This is a genomic window from Mucilaginibacter ginsenosidivorans (assembly GCF_007971025.1).
Taxonomy (GTDB): Bacteria; Bacteroidota; Bacteroidia; order Sphingobacteriales; family Sphingobacteriaceae; genus Mucilaginibacter; species Mucilaginibacter ginsenosidivorans.
The window spans coordinates 634843-654288 of the sequence record NZ_CP042436.1 but is presented as its reverse complement, the minus strand read 5'-3'; the positions used below and the strand labels follow the sequence as shown (position 1 = coordinate 654288).

Annotated in this window: 19 protein-coding genes and 1 tRNA gene; 16 read left to right on the top strand and 4 right to left on the bottom strand. The window is 44.9% G+C overall.

Annotated elements, in window-relative coordinates; all coding sequences use genetic code 11:
• Positions 1-12: 12 nt before the first annotated feature.
• Positions 13-360: a PadR family transcriptional regulator gene (locus FRZ54_RS03010; RefSeq protein WP_147030172.1), complete on the bottom strand. Its 348-nt coding sequence runs from the start codon at positions 358-360 to the stop codon at positions 13-15.
• A gap of 184 nt (positions 361-544) precedes the next feature.
• On the opposite strand from FRZ54_RS03010, the gene FRZ54_RS03005 reads away from it, so the two are divergent.
• From FRZ54_RS03005 to FRZ54_RS02990, 4 genes are all read left to right on the top strand, one after another.
• On the top strand, positions 545-3793 hold the full coding sequence (locus FRZ54_RS03005) for a SusC/RagA family TonB-linked outer membrane protein (protein WP_147030171.1): 3249 nt from the start codon (positions 545-547) through the stop codon (positions 3791-3793).
• Between the two features lie 13 nt (positions 3794-3806).
• The gene (locus FRZ54_RS03000) at positions 3807-5285 is read left to right on the top strand and encodes a SusD/RagB family nutrient-binding outer membrane lipoprotein (protein ID WP_147030170.1); all 1479 of its coding nucleotides are present in this window, start codon (positions 3807-3809) and stop codon (positions 5283-5285) included.
• A gap of 11 nt (positions 5286-5296) precedes the next feature.
• Positions 5297-6205: a DUF1735 domain-containing protein gene (locus FRZ54_RS02995; RefSeq protein WP_147030169.1), complete on the top strand. Its 909-nt coding sequence runs from the start codon at positions 5297-5299 to the stop codon at positions 6203-6205.
• Positions 6206-6344: 139 nt separating this feature from the next.
• Complete coding sequence (locus tag FRZ54_RS02990; protein ID WP_147030168.1) at positions 6345-7316, top strand: hypothetical protein; 972 nt, start codon at positions 6345-6347, stop codon at positions 7314-7316.
• 69 nt (positions 7317-7385) lie between these two features.
• Here the strand turns inward: FRZ54_RS02990 and FRZ54_RS02985 are convergent, their stop codons facing one another.
• Together FRZ54_RS02985 and FRZ54_RS02980 are read right to left on the bottom strand one after the other, a co-directional pair.
• Positions 7386-7793: a DoxX family protein gene (locus FRZ54_RS02985; RefSeq protein ID WP_147030167.1), complete on the bottom strand. Its 408-nt coding sequence runs from the start codon at positions 7791-7793 to the stop codon at positions 7386-7388.
• A 61-nt stretch (positions 7794-7854) separates the two neighbouring features.
• Positions 7855-8799, bottom strand: a complete 945-nt coding sequence (locus tag FRZ54_RS02980; protein ID WP_147030166.1) for a S66 peptidase family protein — start codon at positions 8797-8799, stop codon at positions 7855-7857.
• A 139-nt stretch (positions 8800-8938) separates the two neighbouring features.
• On the opposite strand from FRZ54_RS02980, the gene metG reads away from it, so the two are divergent.
• From metG to FRZ54_RS02935, 10 genes are all read left to right on the top strand, one after another.
• A complete protein-coding gene (gene metG, locus FRZ54_RS02975; RefSeq protein WP_147030165.1) occupies positions 8939-11011 on the top strand; it encodes a methionine--tRNA ligase in 2073 nt (690 codons plus the stop codon).
• Between the two features lie 155 nt (positions 11012-11166).
• Positions 11167-11238 (top strand) — tRNA-Arg (locus tag FRZ54_RS02970).
• A gap of 253 nt (positions 11239-11491) precedes the next feature.
• Entirely contained in the window at positions 11492-12055 is a 564-nt protein-coding gene (locus FRZ54_RS24875) for a phage integrase SAM-like domain-containing protein (RefSeq protein ID WP_317131602.1), read from the top strand.
• A complete protein-coding gene (locus FRZ54_RS24870) occupies positions 12025-12708 on the top strand; it encodes a site-specific integrase (protein WP_317131601.1) in 684 nt (227 codons plus the stop codon). The genes FRZ54_RS24875 and FRZ54_RS24870 overlap by 31 nt, the downstream gene beginning before the upstream one ends.
• A 67-nt stretch (positions 12709-12775) precedes the next feature.
• Positions 12776-13192 (top strand): ORF6N domain-containing protein, encoded by a 417-nt coding sequence (locus tag FRZ54_RS02960; RefSeq protein WP_228462608.1) that lies wholly within the window; start codon positions 12776-12778, stop codon positions 13190-13192.
• Positions 13193-13468: 276 nt separating this feature from the next.
• Positions 13469-14440, top strand: coding sequence for an aldo/keto reductase (locus FRZ54_RS02955; RefSeq protein WP_147030164.1), 972 nt, complete (start codon positions 13469-13471; stop codon positions 14438-14440).
• The gene (locus FRZ54_RS02950) at positions 14440-15246 is read left to right on the top strand and encodes a helix-turn-helix domain-containing protein (RefSeq protein ID WP_147030163.1); all 807 of its coding nucleotides are present in this window, start codon (positions 14440-14442) and stop codon (positions 15244-15246) included. The genes FRZ54_RS02955 and FRZ54_RS02950 overlap by 1 nt, the downstream gene beginning before the upstream one ends.
• A gap of 76 nt (positions 15247-15322) precedes the next feature.
• Positions 15323-16174, top strand: coding sequence for a helix-turn-helix domain-containing protein (locus tag FRZ54_RS02945; RefSeq protein WP_147030162.1), 852 nt, complete (start codon positions 15323-15325; stop codon positions 16172-16174).
• Between the two features lie 87 nt (positions 16175-16261).
• A complete protein-coding gene (locus FRZ54_RS02940; RefSeq protein ID WP_147030161.1) occupies positions 16262-16678 on the top strand; it encodes an OsmC family peroxiredoxin in 417 nt (138 codons plus the stop codon).
• Positions 16679-16717: 39 nt separating this feature from the next.
• Positions 16718-17218, top strand: coding sequence for a hypothetical protein (locus FRZ54_RS02935; protein WP_147030160.1), 501 nt, complete (start codon positions 16718-16720; stop codon positions 17216-17218).
• 66 nt (positions 17219-17284) lie between these two features.
• On the opposite strand, the gene FRZ54_RS02930 is transcribed toward FRZ54_RS02935, so the two are convergent.
• The gene (locus FRZ54_RS02930) at positions 17285-17884 is read right to left on the bottom strand and encodes an FMN-dependent NADH-azoreductase (protein ID WP_147030159.1); all 600 of its coding nucleotides are present in this window, start codon (positions 17882-17884) and stop codon (positions 17285-17287) included.
• A gap of 107 nt (positions 17885-17991) precedes the next feature.
• Between FRZ54_RS02930 and FRZ54_RS02925 the strand changes: the two genes are divergently transcribed.
• Together FRZ54_RS02925 and FRZ54_RS02920 are read left to right on the top strand one after the other, a co-directional pair.
• Complete coding sequence (locus FRZ54_RS02925; RefSeq protein WP_147030158.1) at positions 17992-18393, top strand: winged helix-turn-helix transcriptional regulator; 402 nt, start codon at positions 17992-17994, stop codon at positions 18391-18393.
• 233 nt (positions 18394-18626) lie between these two features.
• Positions 18627-19439 carry an SDR family oxidoreductase gene (locus FRZ54_RS02920; protein ID WP_147030157.1) on the top strand — a complete coding sequence of 271 codons (813 nt, stop codon included), beginning with the start codon at positions 18627-18629 and terminating at the stop codon, positions 19437-19439.
• Positions 19440-19446 lie beyond the last annotated feature (7 nt).

Genomic DNA, 19446 nt, shown 5'->3' with positions numbered 1-19446 from the left:
AGCAAAATGCTTTTACCTTTCTGTTTTCACCTTTCTCTCTCCGATAGATGTTTGGACGGCAAATGCCAGTTCCTGCCAGGTTTTGTCCAATTGTTCCAAAACATTTTTACCCTCGTCCGACAGGACGTAATATTTTCGTGGCGGCCCCGACGTTGACTCGACCCAGTTATAGCTAAGGAGTCCGTTGTTCTTTAATCGGGTTAGTAAAGGATACAAAGTTCCCTCAACAACAAGCAATTGGGCCTTCTTAAGTTCAGCTATAATATCTGAAGCATATATTTCGCCCTTTGCTATAATGGAAAGAATGCAATATTCCAAAACACCTTTCCTCATTTGCGTTTGTGTATTTTCGACAATCATATCACAAAGATATATGTTTTAAATTGTATTATGCAATACATAGTACTAAAATTATTAACTTTTATATACGAAAGAGTCTTTTTTTCGAAAAAAACATGTTTTTGTAAGATTTTATTTGACTTTTTAATAATGTAACACTACTTTTATCTTTAATTAACTATTAACTGATCTTATTATTAACGAAATGAAAAAACTTCTACTAGTAAGTTTGTGCTTTCTGATGTTATGCGTAACGCAGGTATTTGCACAAAACCGTACTATTACAGGTACGGTTACGGCCAAAGAGGATGGCCTTCCCATTCCGGGAGCCACAGTAAAGGTGAAGAATTCGACTGTAGTTACAGTATCTAACTCAGCCGGTAAGTATTCACTAAGTGTGCCACCAGGTTCCTCAATCCAGGTTTCCTTTGTGGGCTACACCACCCAAACAATTGCCGTAGGTAATCAATCTACCATTAATGTGGTATTGGTTTCATCAGCAAACCAGTTGGGCGAGGTTGTGGTAACCACTTCACTGGGCATCAGGCACCAGGCAAAGGAATTAGGTTATGCAGCAGCAACCATTACTCCTAAAGAACTGACCCAAACCAACGTTACCAACGTTGCACAGGGTTTGACAGGTAAAGTTGCCGGTTTGGGTATCTTTACGCTGGATAACGGTGTTGATCCTCAGATCTCGATCAACCTTCGCGGTTTCCGTTCGTTAGAAGGGAACAATGGTGCGTTGATCGTTGTTGACGGTGTTCCGGTACCGAGCCAAACTATTGGCGCGCTTAACCCTAACGATATTGCTGACGTTACCATCCTGAAGGGTGCGGGCGCTGCGGCTCTTTATGGTTCACAGGCATCTAACGGCGCTATCCTGATCACCTCTAAGAGGGGAACAAATGATGGGAAGCCGGTTATTACCTACCAAAACTCATTCCAGCTTGAAAAGGTAGCGTTCTATCCAAAATTACAGAACAGTTTCGGTCCATTCGGCGGCGAACCAAACTACATCGATCCGATTACCGGCGCTTCACAGTATGTTCCTTATGAGAACCAATTGTATGGCCCGCGTTTTGACGGATCAACCGTACAGGTAGGTGCTCCCCTGGACAGCGCAGCAGGTTTTTTAGGTGCTACACATGATGGCAGAATTATTACCGCAACTTATTCGGCCCTGAAAACCAACCCGATAAAACAGTTCTTCCAGACTGGTTATACTGAGCAGAATGATATTTCTTACCAACAGGGTGATGCTAAGAATTCGTTCTACATGTCTGCGCAGAATGCTTACAGGACAACTGTTGTGCCGGATGACAAAAATATAAAAGATGCTTTTAGCGTTAGGGGACACCGTACTTACGGTATTTTCTCGGCTGATTATTCAGTAAGTTATACCAAAACTACGGTAAGTACTTATCTGCACAATAATAATATCTTTGGTATACCGGGAAGCTTTGTAACAAATGCGGGCGCCGCCGATCTTTATTCATCGATATTGCAATGGCCGGCCTTTTTGAATATCAAGAATTATTCAGACCCGGATTCAGATATAGGCAATGCAAGCAATTTTTATGATGCTTATGCAATTAACCCATACTGGATACTTAAACATGCAAGGGACAACTATGTAAGAGATCAAATTTTATCGCAGATCAAATTAAAGTTAGAGCCTACCGATTGGTTGTCAGCAAGCTACCAGATATCCGATAACTTTGGTAACTTCCGTGATAGGATAACCAAACAGGAAGTTGACTTCACTCCTTACGGCATCAACGATTATTGGGGCGCCGGCAATACTGCTTCAGGTTTTACAAGCGGTAAATCATTAGGTAGCGTATATGACTATTTTACCTATGGTGACGGTACTATTAACAACCCCGACCGCATAGAAGGTGACGCTGTTATCGACTTGCATCATACTTTCTTTAAAGACTTTAAGACGGAATTGATCGTGGGTAACACCATTTATCAAACATTTCAGAAAGGGCAGTTTACAGGAAGCAACCAATTGCTTATAAAAGATCTGTATAACATTAATTATATCGGTGGTTTGATCCAGGCTGCAGAGTTTGAAGTAAGACAAAGGCAAATCGCTTATTTTGCCGACTTGAACGTTAGCTATAAAGGATGGTTAAACCTTGAAGCTACCTTCCGTAACGAACAGGATTCGCGCCTTGCAAAAGCACAGCGCTCATTCAACTACCCTTCAGTTAAACTGTCGTTCGTACCTACGGACGCGTTCGCAGCTTTGAGGGATAATAAAATACTGAGCTTTGCTAAAATATACGGATCAGTGAGCCAGGTGGGTAACATCAATATCGGTGCGTACCAAATCAATAACAACTATCTATTGGCTGGCGGTTTCCCGTACGGATCGCTTGGAGGGTTGGTAGCAAGTACAACCAACTTCAGTTCATCACTGAAACCTGAGCTGACCCGTGAAATTGAAGTTGGTGGAGAGGTTGGCTTATTTAACAATCGCTTGTATTTTAACTATAGCCATTATCAGCAACGGGATAAAAACCAGACAGTATACATAGGCACATCTATTACTACAGGTTACAACTCAACGCTGATCAATATCGGCGAAACACAGTCAACTGGTAATGAACTCCAGGTAAAAGGAGACATTTTGACACAGGCGGCTAACCACTTTGGGTTCACCATGGAAGTTAACTTCTCGCAAAACGAATCGAAAGTTGTTTCGTTGTTGCCTGGGGTTAATCAGTTGAGCCTTGGTAATAACCAATACGCCATTGTTGGCCAGCCATTCCCGCTGTTAAGAGGTACAGACTTCCTTCGTGACGGCCAAGGTCATGTGGTGGTTAGTGGTACTACTGGTTATCCTATCCAGAACTCAGGAGTATTGACTACCTTCGGAAGAACCACACCTGAATATGTATTCAGCGTACACCCGACATTTAGCTACAAATTTGTTAGCTTGTCCGGATTGTTCGAATACCGTGGCGGCGATGTAGTGTTTAACCAGATCGGTGGTACTATGACGTTCGCTGGTTCATCTTACCAGTCAGCTTCTGCCGGCCGTCAGCCTTTCATTTATCCAAACTCAGTTATCCAAACTTCACCCGGCGTTTACACGCCTAATACTAACGTGAACGTGGTGAATGGTAACTACGGTTTCTGGCAGGGTTCATCATTCCCAAGCACAAACAGTCCGTTTGTATCAAGCGGTGCTTTCTGGAAATTGCGTGAGATTAACCTTGCATTCAGGTTAGACCAATTTGTAAAACAAAGTAAATTTATAAAAGGAGCAACCTTTGCATTAACCGGCCGTAACCTGTTTATCTGGGTTCCGAAAAGTAATCCATGGACCGATCCCGAGTTCTCGAACGGTGGCGCTAACGGAAATACACCTGGTGTAAACAACGTTAACCAATTGCCGGGCACAAGGATATTTGGGGCTGATCTTAAATTAACCTTTTAATTGAAGTAAAGAGATGAAAAAATATATTTTAATTGTAGCAGCATTTTTTACGGCGGGCATTTCCGGATGTAAAAAAGACTTTTTGAGTCTTGAGGTCAACCCCAATACTCCATCTGTGACAACACCGGATCTGACATTGTCAGCTGCTTTGAACAATTCGGTAGCCATTGTCGAGACCAATTACAATCATTTTGGAGTGTGGGCGGGTTTTTGGACCACCAGTGGTAACTATGTTCCAAACCAGTCTATTAATCAATTCCAGTTTACCAACAATTCGTTTGCCGGTGATTGGGGTAACTGGTATTCAAACCTGACAAATTATAATAACCTGGAAAATTTATCTTCCACTCCTGATCTGGCGAATTATCAGGCTATAGCCAAGATCATGAAAGCGTATGGTTTTCAGCATTTGGTTGATGATTATAATAATATACCTTACAGCCAGGCATTCCAGCCTTCTACAATCCTGTTCCCTGCTTATGATAAGGGAGCAGATATCTATGAGGATCTGGGCAAACAATTGGATGCAGCTATCGCATTGATCAATGGTGCGCCTGCTTCTGCTCCCAAACCGAGCGCCGCAGACATCGTTTTCCATGGCAACATGACGGGTTGGAAAAAACTTGCTAACTCTTTAAAACTTCGCCTGGCAATTCGCGTTAGTACAAAGACTCCCGGTGATGCATTGGTAACAGATCTTGCCGCTACTCAATCAGAAGGTTATCTTGATGGTTCCCTTGATGCACAAGCAAATCCAGGTTATTCAAATACAAACGGCAAGCAAAATCCATTTTATGGTAATTATGGTTTTGATGCATCGGGTAACCCGGTATTTGGGAACGTTTATTACAGGGCGAATAATTTTGAGGTAACTATGCTTACCAACTTTAACGACCCCCGCCTTCCTAGATTGTTTACTTTGGTTCCTACTTCGTCCAGCGACGCAACACTAAGGGTACACGGTAATATTTTCGGTGACCCCGGAGTATTATCAAACTCTTACACAAGTGCTCAGGGTCCGGGGCTGTTACAGTCGCCTTCGCAGAACGCATTGTTGTTTTCAGGGGCCGAGTCGCTGTTCCTGCAGGCCGAAGCAGCAAACAAAGGCTATATTACCGGCGATGCAAAAACGTTGTACGAAGCTGGTATAACAGCCTCGTTCGTTCAACTCGGTTTAACGCCTGCCCAGGCAGCTACGTATTACAACCAGGATATTGCTAATGTTAGCTGGGCTTCTTCAGGTAATAAAGAGCAGGCTATTATTACCCAAAAGTGGATATCGCTAACTAGCTTGTTCAACTTTGAAGCATGGAATGAATATCTTAGAACTGGTTTCCCGGCTCACCCATCTTCAATTGACCCTGCTGCAATATCTGCTACATATCCGACAAGAATTGGATATCCACTTTCTGAATTGACTACAAACCCAACCAATTTGGCTAAAGAGGGAACGATAGACGTATTCACAAGCAAAATATTTTGGGCCCAATAATTTTAAAGACAATGAAAAAGAGATTATATTTTATTTCCACACTACTTTTGGCCATGACGGCGCTTAGTTTAAGCTCATGTCTTAAGGACCCCCGGTACGTAGATTTCAGCAAGGCTGGAAATGTGGTTAATATGCCTTTTAGCGGTCAGGCTTATTTTGGCGGTGATGCTATCACCGAAGCTCCGGCTGACGACGAAAACGGAACAATTGTAAGGCAGTTCTCCGTCAATGTGGCTACGGCTAACCCACCAACGACAGATACAAAAGTTACGTTGGCGGTTGATTTTTCTTTAGTGGATTCCTATAATGCGTTAGGTGGCGCAGTTCATTATGAACCAATGCCAAGTGAAGCATACTCGTTCACTACTACAGAAGTGACCGTACCGTCCGGTAAACAGTATGCCGTAACATCCGTAACCTTTTATAAAAATTTGCTTGATCCTTCAAAGAGCTATATGCTACCTATAAAGATCGCAAGTACAACAGGTGGTTATACGATAAGCGGGAATCTGGGTGTTCATTATTATCACTTTATTGGTAATGATTTTGCAGGCGCTTACCTGTGGGATTATACACGCATACCCGCAGCAGGCAACTTTGTTGGTGAAACCACTACATTATTCCCTGTTACACCGACACAATTTGAAATGAATTCGGGTTATTTTACGCAAACCATCCGTTATGAAGTTACCTTCACTAAAAACAGCGATGGTACATATTCGGATTTTGCAGTCGACCTAAATGCAGATGACATCCAGAATATATTGGTTGCCAACGGTCTGACATTGGTAAAACATCCTGTACTTGTAAATTATGATCCTACTCATAAGTACACTTACGATGAGGTGGTACACGGTTTGCTCAAATTGAATTGGACAACTGCGACCAGGGATATTACTGACTACTTCTATAAGCCATAGAGTAGCGGTTATACATTAACAATAAAAAAACCGTCCATATTTGGACGGTTTTTTTTGTAACACAATTGTTAAACTAAAAATTTAATTTATTGTTGCCGCAATATTTTTAAGATATTATATTGGAGGCGAAATTATTAATATGAAGAAAATTTTTCTACTGTGCCTTTTAGCCTTATCAGCGGCACATATTGCATCGGCGCAGGTTACAACAGCGACCGGCTCGGTAAAAGACGATAAAGGGAACCCTTTACGTTATGTATTTGTATTGGATGCTCAACATAAAAATGCCGCCCTGACAGATTCACTAGGAAATTTTAACATCAAAGCACAGCCCGATTCGAAACTGCAGTTTGCCTTACCTGGTTATAAGGACGAGACGCTTCAGATGGATAAGGGCGGCTCAGGTTTACAGGTGGTTTTAAAAGAAACCAACCCTGGCGCGGTTAAGGCATCGGATACGGTAGCGGCGCAGGTTGTAAATAAGGTGGATGAAGTTGATGTAACAACACTCCGTATGGGGGGGCAAATTGCACCTGGTCATCAAAAAGGGAATCTGGTTGGAAGCCAGTATTTTTTTGAGTTTTTTGCACACGGATTTATTGTAGAGCCATCGGGCAACATTGTTTACAATTCTGATAACCTGCTAAACTTCGACAAGATAAGAGGGGGCCTTTTATTAGCTAAGGACCCAAAGTCGATAGAACTGGTTGATTGGGATCGTATAAAGGGATTTACGTTATACAGTCCGGTTGGTGCTCGCTTTGACTTTGAAAAAGACACCGCTATTAATCAATCACATTTTTTGCAGGTAATAGCTACCGGTCCGAAATACAAAATATACAAGCTTATAAAAACGAAGTTTGTTCGATCCGATTATGTGAACAATGGCGCTGCACCCCACGGCCACGATTATGACGAATTTGTGGATGATGCAGATTATTTTGTGGTAGATGTGCAGGCAAACAAACACATGGAATTGTCACTTAAGAAGAAATCACTTAAAGCAGATTTTGCTAAGGAAGCAGATAAGATCAACAAATACTTATCGGATAATTCAGGTAGAATTGACGATGCTTATCTGACAAAACTGGGCGCCTATATGAACCAGTAGTATAAAATATGTCCCTCTGAAAACAGCACGATGCGGCCCCAAAGCCGCGTTTGCTGTATTAGGTAACTTCTATTTCTTATCGGCGCTGTATTTACCCGGGCCAAGGAAAAGGAGCCCTGCAAACATAACGGCGGTTTCTATGGCTTGTGCGGCATCGCCAAGGTTGCCACCTTTACCGAAGTGAGAAAAAGCCGCAACAACAAGGGTGATAACCAATAACAGGCAAACCGGTCTGAAGGCCAGTCCTATGATGACAAGAAAACCTCCGGCAGTTTCAACCAGCGCTGCCAGCAGCCCCCAAACTACGGGTAAAAAGTGAATGCCGACATATTTTGTAGATTCCCCCAAACCTTCCCACGTTTTTACGCCGCCGGTCAGCAGGGGCCAGCCATGGTAAATAAACATACCGCCCAGGCCAAGGCGTATGATAAGTAGTCCGAAGTTTTTGTAATTTCCTAAAGTGCCAAATAGTGTCATATTAGTGATTAGTTAGTTAGCGATGAGAGATGGGTGCCTGCCGTTTAAAGGTGATTTATATTCATTTGTAAACGGCTTCCACATGATTTTTATTTACTGATAAAGTTAGCGTTTTCCCCAATATCAGCGATTGATTGTCGGGTATGTGCCCGGCCGGGAAATCGAAACACGCCGGGTAATTGTAATTTTTAACTACCTCCATTACAATTTCCGGAACAGATTGCCCGAAAGGGATGTCGTTATCCTTTAGCTCGGTAAATCCGCCAACTACCAGACCCGCCAGGTTTTTCAGTTTGCCGGCACGGTCAAGCGTGCGCACCATCCGGTCGACAGAATACAGGTATTCGCCCACATCTTCAATGAAAAGTATTTTCCCATCATATTCATAGTCGGATACCGAACCAAGCACAGCCACCAGCAGGCTCAAATTTCCACCAGCCAGCGTGCCTGTACCCGTTCCATCCCTATTTAACTGATGTGAATCGAATTGATAACCGAACGTTTCGCCGAACAATGCTTTTCTCAGGGTCTCTAAAGAATATTTTGAAGCATCGGGCACCGTTACCGGCATTTGCCCATGAATGGTTTGCGTATTATAATTTTTATAAATGTGCGCATGCAATACGGTAATATCGCTGAAGCCAACCAGCCATTTTGGGTTTTTTTTGAAATTGCTGAAGTCAACTTTATCTATCATCCGGATGGTGCCGTACCCGCCGCGCGCGGCTATGATGGCTTTAATACTATCGTCGTCGATAAATCTTTGCAGGTCGTGTGCACGCAGGTCGTCGTCTCCGGCAAACTGGTGATAAGATGCATTCAGCGTTTCACCCAAAATCACTTTAAGCCCCCATGATTCTAAAAGGGCCACGGCGTCGTCCATCGGCTTTGGGAGCTTTTTTGCCGGGCAGGTGATGGCTATCTGATCACCCTTTTTTAAAAACGGGGGTGTTAGTCCGGAAGCCGGAAAGTCCGGGAGCCTGGAAAAATCGGTGGGTTCATGCATAGCTGATCATAAAAACTTACGGTTAACCTGGTTTATTCAAACAGAAAATCTTTCGGACGTCCGGACGTCCGGTCTTTCCGGCTAAAATAAATTATCTTTGCAATCCGTCAACCGGGCGGATCGGACGCAATTTAATACAATGTCACAACTTAATAAATTTAAACGCTATACTATTACATCGGCCTTGCCCTACGCCAATGGCCCATTGCACATTGGTCACCTGGCAGGGGCATATTTGCCTGCCGATATTTTTGTGCGTTACCTGCGCCTTAAAAAGCAGGACGTGGTATACATTTGCGGCTCGGATGAGCATGGCGCCGCCATCACCATTAAAGCCAAAAAAGAGGGCACTACCCCGCAGGCCATTATTGATAAATATCACAAGCAGATAAAACAAAGCTTTGAGGATTTCGGCATAGCCTTCGATATTTATCATCGTACATCGTCGCCTATTCATCACGATCTGTCGCAGGAGTTTTTTCTGAACCTGTACGAAAAGGACGAATTTGTAGAGAAGCTTTCGGAACAATATTTTGATGAGGATTTTCAGCAGTTTTTAGCCGACCGGTACATTACGGGCACCTGCCCCAATTGCAGTAATCCCAACGCTTATGGCGACCAATGCGAAAATTGCGGTACATCGCTTAATCCTACTGATCTGATCAATCCCGTATCAACGCTGAGCGGGAAAGCTCCAATTTTGAAACTCACCAAACACTGGTATCTGCCATTGGATAAATATCAGCCCTGGCTGGAGAAGTGGATAGACGAAAAGGAAGGCGAATGGAAGGTGAACGTATTTGGCCAATGCAAATCGTGGCTCAAGTCGGGTCTGCAGCCGCGGTCGATGACACGCGACCTGGATTGGGGTATAGATGTTCCGCTGGAAGAAGCAAAAGGCAAAAAACTATACGTTTGGATGGACGCCCCCATAGGCTATATTTCGGCTACCAAACAATGGGCTACCGATCACAATAAAGACTGGAAATTATACTGGAAAAAACAGGATAAAGAAGAAGATAACGCCTGCCTGATTCATTTCATCGGCAAGGATAATATTGTTTTCCATTGCATTATTTTCCCTGCAATTTTAAAAGCACACGGCGAATACATTTTGCCGCAAAATGTACCTGCCAATGAATTTCTGAATTTAGAGGGTGATAAACTATCCACCTCCCGTAACCATGCGGTTTGGCTGCATGAATACCTGGAGGAGTTCCCCGGCAAGCAGGATGAGTTGCGTTATGTTTTGACATCTATTCTGCCCGAAACAAGTGACAGCGAATTTACCTGGAAAGATTACCAGGCAAGAGTGAATAATGAGCTGGTGGCAATTTTAGGCAACTTTGTAAACAGGGTAATGATCCTGATGCACAAATTTTTTGACGGAAAAGTTGAAAACGCTGATGGTAATATAGTTTTGGATGAACCCGCTATCGACAACGAGTTAGGCAGACTTTATGACGAACTGGAGCGCAGCATCGAAACGTACAAATTCAGGCAGGGTATGCAAACCGTGATGGATATTGCGCGGCTCGGCAACAAATACCTGACCGAAAAGGAACCCTGGAAGACCATAAAGACAGACCCTGATGATGCGCGTAAAACCCTGCATAACTGTTTGGTGCTGATAGGTCACCTGGCTGCATGTTTGCAGCCTTTTTTACCTGGAACAGCGAAAAAGACATTGAACATGCTGAACTGGCCAACAGACCAGATAGGTTTTGATGAAGAGGTGGTCTTCCCGTCGGGACATCAGTTGAACCCGGCTGCCTTGTTGTTTGAAAAGGTAGAAGACGGCCCGATAGAGGCCCAGATTGCTAAGCTTGAATCAAAAAAGCAGCAGTCCGCCCAGGCTAAAACTATCCACGTACCCGAACCTAAGGAGAATATCAGCTACGAGGCATTCGCCACCATGGATATCCGTATAGGTACGATACTGACGGCAGAAAAAGTTGCGAAAACGAAAAAGCTGCTCAAATTGACCATTGATACCGGTATCGATCAGCGCACGGTAGTATCCGGCCTTGCCGAACAATACGAGCCTGAAGCCATCATCGGTAAAAGGGTTAGCATACTGGTTAACCTGGAGCCGAGGGAAATAAAGGGCATCCTGTCGCAGGGAATGATCCTGATGGCAGAGGACAGCGAAGGCAAGTTAAGCTTTGTACAACCTGCCGATGATCTGCATAATGGTTCTGTTGTTAGGTGATTTTTTTGATGTGCAAATGAGTAAATATGCAGATGTACAGATGTAAAATGTTCGGATATGTGTCCGGTTTGACATTTTAAGCCTGATAATTTCATCAATATTTTGCACATTTGTACCTTAGAATTTGCATATCTGCACATCTGCACATTCGAAATGGTCCCGTAGTTCAACGGATAGAATAGGAGTTTCCTAAACTCTAGATATGAGTTCGATTCTCGTCGGGACCACTGAAATCAATATCAAAAAATGGTAAAAGCCTGCAAATCAAATGATTGCAGGCTTTTGTTTTTTGGTCAAAACGCCAAAAAATGCACCAAATCACACTAAAAAGGTGAGTAATTCGGTGAGTACTTTCAGGCGGGACTACTACTCACCGAATTTTGCATTAATACGTTGATATTCAACATGTTCAAGTGGTGAACATCTTGATGCAGATTAGCTGCAAGCCTACATTTGTTTCACTTTTTAATGCTTGTAATTATGAAAATGAATTTCAGTCTGCTTTTTTACTTGAAAAAGCAAAAAATCTATGAGTCGGGGCCTAAGCCTATTTATATGCGCATTACTGTTAACGGGAAGCGCGTAGAAGTCTCTGCGGGGAGGGATTGCGAACCGTCCGTATGGAATAGTCATGCGGGTCGAGGAATTGGCAGTAAATCAGAAATAAGGGCTTTAAATAGCTATTTGGACACCCTGCAGGGTAAGATATTTAACGCACACCAACAATTGTTAGCCGCCGGAGAAGAGGTCACCGCAGACAGGTTACGGGATCAGTTTACTGGCCGTTCCGAAAAGACAAATTTTATCGTTGAATTATTTAGTGAGCATAATGAACGTATGAAGACTTTAATTGGTAACGGCTTTGAAGCCAATACCCTTAAAAGTTATCGAAGCTCTTTTAAGCATTTGTCGGCATTCGTTCTGTATCAATTTGGGAAAAGCGATATAGACATCAAGAAATTAAGCCACGCCTTTATCGTTAATTATGAATTCTACTTGAAAACGGTGTGTAAGTGCAGTGGGTATCTGCGGCTAAATATGTAAAGCATTTAAAAAAAATTGTCAACTATTGCCTGGCTAACCAATTGCTATCCGATAATCCTTTTATCAACTACAGATCAAAGGCAAAAGCGAAAGCGAAAGAGTTTTTGATGTCTGAGGAATTGGAGGCAATTGTCGTCAAGAGCATAACTATTGAAAGGCTCAGACAAGTCAGAGACGTATTTGTGTTCTGCTGTTACACAGGTTTGTGCTACGCTGATGTTCAGAAACTTGAAAGGCACCAAATTGCTAAAGGCGTCGACGGCGACCAATGGATATTTACAACGAGGCAAAAAACAGAAACAAGTTCGAGGATACCTCTCTTGGGGATTGCGGTCGACATTATCGGCAAGTACGCAGATCATCCGCAATGCGTTAATAAAAATCTTGTTTTACCTGTCTTAAGTAATCAAAGAATGAACAGTTACTTAAAAGAGATAGCAGATATATGCGGGATTAATAAAACGCTTACCTTTCACATGGCAAGGCACACTTTTGCTACTACTGTAACGCTATCCAATGGAGTTCCGATTGAAAGTGTTAGTAAAATGTTAGGTCACACCAGTATCAAAACAACGCAGCATTATGCGAAGGTTTTAGATTTGAAAGTGAGTAAGGATATGGCACTCTTGAAACAGAAGTACGCTGTAAGTTAATTTATTCAGCCTTCAAGGGGGCCATTTAGGCCCCTTGAAGGCAACTGAAATTTATAGAATCATAAAAATGGAAGATCAATTTATACCTGATGAAATCATTATGAACCAAATATATTATATACGAGGTCAAAAAGTTATGCTGGCAAGCGATTTGGCAGAGTTGTACAATATTGAAACACGCGTTTTAAATCAATCAGTGAACAGAAATTTAAAACGATTCCCATCTGATTTCATGTTCCAGCTGTCGGAAAATGAATATTCCTCTTTGACATCACAATTTGTGATGTCAAAGAAAGGGCGTGGCGGGCGACGAGTTTTACCCTTTGCGTTCACTGAACATGGTGTTCTTATGCTTTCAAGTGTTCTTAACAGCGACAGAGCAATACAAGTAAATATTCAAGTAATGAAAATCTTTACTAAAATTCGCCAAAGGCTTCTGGACAATACGGAATTGAGGCTCGAGATTGAAAAAATTAAATCTTAAATCGATAATCAAGATAAAAATATGGAAATAGTATTTCGGTATCTCGATGAGCTTGTCGATAAAAAGGAGACCGATATGCCAAGAATCAGGATTGGTTACAAACCGGACGAATTATGAAGAATTTGGATAAGCGAACTCGTTATTGTATGGAAATCGCCTCAATTTATTTTATGCTATAATGCGACCGGCGCAAAGCAAAACATGAGCTTTCCGGTCAATAAAATTGAGCCGTAGAGATAAATCCCCGCGCTATGTTTAAGTGACCTTTGTATCACTATGGAAGCCATTAAAAGAATACATTTGGGCCAGAACGGCCCTTTAGTGTCCAAACTGGGTTTGGGCTGTATGCGCATGTCGTCCGTCTGGGGCAGCCAGGCGCCGGATGAGCAGGAAGCGATCGCGACGATCCAAAAAGCGTTAGACAACGGTATCAACTTTTTGAATACCGGCGATTTTTACGGTGCGGGCCATAATGAACTGCTGGTGGGCAAAGCGATTAAAGGCCGCCGTGATGACGCTTTTATCAGCGTCAAATTCGGGGCGATATTTCATAATGGTGCCTGGTTAGGCCTGGACCTGAGGCCTGTCGCGATCAAAAATTTTATCAATTATTCACTGGTGCGTTTGGGTGCGGATCACATCGACCTGTACCAGCCCTGCCGGATGGACGGCAGCGTACCGGTGGAAGATATTATCGGCACCATTGCCGATCTGATCAAAGAAGGCAAGGTGCGTTATATCGGGGTTTCGGAGATCACGCCCGGGCAGTTGCGGCAGGCCCATGCGGTGTATCCTATCAGCGCTCTGGAGATTGGTTACTCGCTGGCCGACCGCCAGATCGAAAGCGAACTGTTACCGGTTGCCAAGGAGCTGGACGTTGCCATGGTCGCTTTTGCCAATACGGCTGAGGGCCTGCTGACCGGCGATATGAAAGCGCCCCTGCCACCGGGTAGTTATCATACCCATTTTTCGCGCTTTCAGGGAGATAATCTGGTAAAGAATTTGGAGAAAGTGGAGGTGCTGAAAGACCTGGCTGTGGCCAGAGGCGTTACGCCAACCCAATTGGCGATTGCCTGGGTGAATGCGCAGGGCGAACACATCATGCCGCTGGTGAGTATGAGCAGGCGGACCCGTTTACCGGAGAATATGGCAGCCATGGCCATCCAACTGACCCCGGAGGAAATGAACCGGTTAAACACTACTTTTGCTCCCGGTGCTATTTTAGGCGGCACCTATTTACAGCGTTAATGGTCAATCCCAACGAGATACTGCCCGGTGTGATCTTCTATTCCTATCTTTCTTCTGAAAGAAAGGATAAGGTTTGCTTCTGGAACCACCACACGTTTGTTCTGATGGTTTCGGGGCAACTGAACCTGGTCACTGCCAGGCAGACGCTGGTGGTCAATGCCGGCGAACTTTTACTGGTGGGCCGCAACCAGTTGGGGACACTGACCAAGAAACCGCTTGACTGCGGCTCCTATGAAAGTATCGTGATCTCCCTGCAGGAACCCTTGCTGCGACAGATCGCGCTGGAGGAACATCTGGATGCCGGGCATCCGTACGATGGGCCGCCCAATATCCCGATCCCTTCTAATGAATACCTGCAAGGTTATTTCCAGTCCATCTTACCTTATACGCGAAGCGCCGCGGGTACCCTGAACGAACAAATGGGCTTACTAAAGGTAAAGGAAGGTGTTAAACTCCTCCTGCACACCCTGCCGGGGCTGCGTGACTTTCTGTTCAATTTCGCCGCACCGCATAAGATCGACCTGGAGCGTTTCATGCTGGCCAATTATCATTTTAATCTACCGCTGGAAGAGTTTGCGCGGATGACGGGCCGGAGCCTTGCGGCATTCAAACGTGATTTCCGGCAATTGTTCGGTATGCCGCCGCGGCGCTGGCTGAAGGAAAAACGACTGACTGAGGCGCACCGGCTGATCGGGCAGCAGCAAAGGCCATCGGCGATCTACCTGGACCTGGGTTTTGAAAGTCTGGCGCATTTCTCGCGTGCGTTCAAACAGAAGTTCGGCAAAGCGCCTTCGCTGGTAGTATGACCGGGGCGCAAGCATCCGCTTTTTTTCGGTATTTTAGCCATTCGAATTTACAGCCCCGATGGGAGTATTTAAGAAAATGCAAAGTAACTATAAAAAGATCGATCTGCTGGGAAAGCCTTTCCTCCAAAAGGTGGTGGTAAAACCGCCCTTTGCCTATGATTTCCCGGTAGAAGAACGTGCCTGCTTTTTATATGTTTTGCAGGGCGAAATGCGGTTTAAGTTTGAGGATGACCAAACGGATATTCCTGTTAATCACTCGTTATTATTGAATTGCCTCGACTCCGGGAAACAAATTCGTAACACCGGAGACGCCAGCGCGGGCGAAGTGGTCATCGTTACTTTTCACCCGGAAATTTTAAAGAAGATCTACGAAAGAGAACTCCCCGCTATTATTCAACCGGGCAGATCCGTTTCCAATCAATCGCACGGCAAGATCAGCAATGATTACCTGATCCAGAAGTATATTGAGGGGCTGCTCTTTTATTTTGAGAACCCCGCATTGGTCAATGAGGAGATCATGATCTTAAAATTGAAGGAGATCATTCTTTTATTATCCCAAACGCAGCAGGCTGAAACCGTCCAGGTTATTTTGTCCCAGCTTTTTTCTCCTGCAAAATTTTCCTTCAAACAAGTTATCGAAGCCCATCTGTTCGCCCAGATCAACATTGAAGAATTGGCGCAAAAAACCAACTTGAGCGTTTCGTCATTTAAAAGAGAGTTTGCCAAATTATACAACGATACGCCAGCAAATTATATCAAAAACAAAAAGCTGGAGAAAGCCGCCGAACTGCTTTTGGCTTTTGATAACCGCATTGCTGACGTTGCCTATCAATGCGGGTTTAATGATCTGGCTAACTTTACCAAAAGCTTTCATGATAAATACCACGTCTCGCCAACCCATTACCGGCTGAACCAAATTGCCAAGTAGTTGACCTGAATTACAAAACGCGTTTCCCGGCTGCGCTGCACCTTTGTATTGTCAATATCGACAATCAAAATTTAAAGCATAAACAATATGAAACGCACAGCAAAAGCACATTGGGAAGGCACAGTTAGAGATGGTAAAGGCCGGTTAACTACCCAAAGCGAAATTTTAAATCAAACCAATTACAGTTTTAAAACCCGTTTTACAGGGGAAGAAAATGGGACTAATCCGGAAGAATTGTTGGCCGCGGCACATGCCGGATGTTTTACCATGGCAGTTAGCCTGGGGTTAACAGAAAAAGGATTCAACCCTGCATCCCTGGATACTGAAGCCACTTTATTAATGGAAGATGTGGCTATTAAAAGTATCCATCTTGCTATTACAGGCGTTGTACCGGGAGTTGATGTAGCAGAATTTGAGGCCATCGTAAGCGGTGCAGAGAAAAATTGTTTGATCTCAAAAGTGTTGAACATACCGATCAGTTCGGACGCCACCTTGGCATCTTAATCCTTTGTTTCATTACATCACTCCTCAATTTTTATTAAAATGGGCTTATCTAATTTAGGCATATTTCATACGATCATAGGCATCACGGCCATTATTGCCGCTGTGATATCCTATATCAGGTTCGGTAAAATAAACTTAAGTCATAGTACCGGCAGGATCTATTTTTATACAACGGTTGTTACTTCGTTAACAGCTTTAGGTATATCCAAACATGGCGGCTTCAATGCCGGTCATATTTTTGCCCTGTTCATCGTGGTGTTGGTTGGAATCGCTTACCTTCTTCATTTAAGAAAACAGGGGAATACAAGAGCCCGGTTTTTCGAGAATTTCCTTTTGTCTTTTAGTTTTTTCTTATCCTGGGTCCCTACGGTTAATGAAACATTGACCCGTGTTCCGGTCGGACATCCACTTGCAAAGGCACCTACAGACCCTATTATAGCGAAAACACTGCTTGTTATTTTCATGCTATTTATTGCAGGGTCGGTTTACCAGTTTATAACGCAGCGGAAAATTAAAAGGCAATCCCGGCACAACGCATAGCCACCAGGCAATAGGTTTAATGAAATCAAAGGAGAACGATCGCCAGTCGTTCTCCTTTTTAGTTGGTCAGAGCTCGATACTGTCCAGTCCTTTTTGCAGGGCGGCTTCCGCCTGTCCCGGATAGGCCACGCCCTCTGCCCGGAAAATCTTGAGATCGGTCATGCCCATAAAACCGAGTACACTTTTCAGGTAGGTGGAGACGAAGTCGTAGACCTGATAGGGGCCGCTGGAATAGACCCCGCCCGAAGCCATGGCGACATACACGGTTTTACCTTTCACTAAGCCTTCGGCGCCGGCCTCACTGTATTTAAAAGTGACCCCTGCGCGGGCGATGTGATCGATCCAGGCTTTGAGTACCGACGGGATACTAAAATTCCATAAGGGAGCACCGATCACGATCAGATCCGCTGCCATCAGTTCCGCAATGGCTTCATCAGAATGCCGGAGGGCTGCTTTGGTGGCCGTGGTTTGTTCGGAGGCGGGTGTATAGAATGCCGCCAGTGTGGCCTCTTCCAGGTGAGGAAAAGGATGTTTGGTCAGGTCATGCACCTGAACGGTACTGTCCGGGCTGGCTGCTTTTATTTTGTCGATGATGGCGTTGCCCAGCTTGATACTGTAGGAGTTTTCGCCTTTGGGACTGGAAATGATATGCAATATCTTTTTCATGTTTGCTTTTTTTTTAACACTGCAAACCTACCCGTACGGGGTATCAAAAAGATAGGAGTTTCCCGGAGGATACCGGTATCGTTCGGGATACTGTGTACCTTTGAGCCATGAAATCGGATCTGACCAATGGACTTGGAGAGGCACATCCCTGCGCTGAAAATGCCTGTATCGAAGGCGTAAATGGCATTCGGGACGCGCTTTATGTATTGAACGGCAAATGGAAGCTGCCGCTGATCTTCACGCTGACGGAGGGGCCGAAGCGTTTTAAAGAGATTCAGCGTTCCTTAGGCGATATAACGGCCAAGGTGCTCACTAAAGAACTCAAGGAACTGGAGCTGAACGAATTCGTGGTGCGCCGTGTGCTGCCGACCACACCGGTCACCGTCACCTATGAACTGATGCCCTACAGCCGCAGTCTGCGTAAGGTCTTGCATGAACTCAAGGAGTGGGGGATCCAGCACCGGCAGCGGATCGTCGCCAGCCGTAAAAGCCAGCTGCCTGCCGTGTAAGCCCCGGCGCTCAGTTTAATGCTGCCCTGAACTCCCCGGGGGCGACTGCCGGGTCTTGCTTTTGAAGAGTTTGCTGAAAGATTATCTGGGGGTATCTGGGAAAACCCTGAGCCGGCTAGGTTAGATGTTTCGTTAATGCGCTTCATGGGCACATCCTGCCTGATCCGTGAAATGTATCCGGAGTTCCGTGAAATGTATTCGCGTGTCTGCAGTTAACGGCGGAACTTTGGGTTATGAAAAACACCGTATTCATAACCGGCGCTTCTTCCGGGTTTGGAAGAGCCGCCGTACAACTGTTCCACCGGCAGGGCTGGAACGTGATAGCGACCATGCGTTCGCCGGAAAAAGACCAGGAATTGCAACTACTTGATCATGTGTTCGTCGTTCGACTTGATGTAACGGACGTGACCAGCATCCAGGCGGCCGTCGAAAGCACCCTTAAACGCTTCGGCCGCATCGATGTGCTGGTCAATAATGCCGGTTACGGCACCCTGGGCGCACTGGAAGCGGCGTCGGCCGAGGTCATTCGCCGCCAGGTTGACACCAATCTGATCGGCCTGATCCAGGTTACCCAGGGAGTTTTGCCGGTCATGCGCAAACAGCGTTCGGGTACCATCATCAACGTGTCCTCCGTAGGCGGACGGCTGACCTTTCCGTTCTCTACGCTATACCATGCAACCAAGTTCGCCGTAGAGGGGCTAACCGAATCGCTGCAGTATGAGCTCAATCCGCTCGGTATCCGGCTGAAGATTGTCGAGCCGGGCGGTTACAAGACCGATTTCGTCAGTCGTTCCATGGATTATTACGGCGCGGGCGGTATCGAAGATTATCAACAGGCTTTCGATCAATTCGCCGCTAAGCTGGAAACCTGGCCGCTTTCAGAAAATATCGGCGAGGTGGCCGAAGCGATCTTCGCTGCCGCCACCGACGGAACCGAGCAGTTGCGTTATCCCACCGATGCGCACGGCAAACAATTGCTGGAAGCGCGCGCGCAAATGGATGATGCGGCTTTCAAACACATGATGACTGCTCAATTGGCCGGTTAAGCGTATC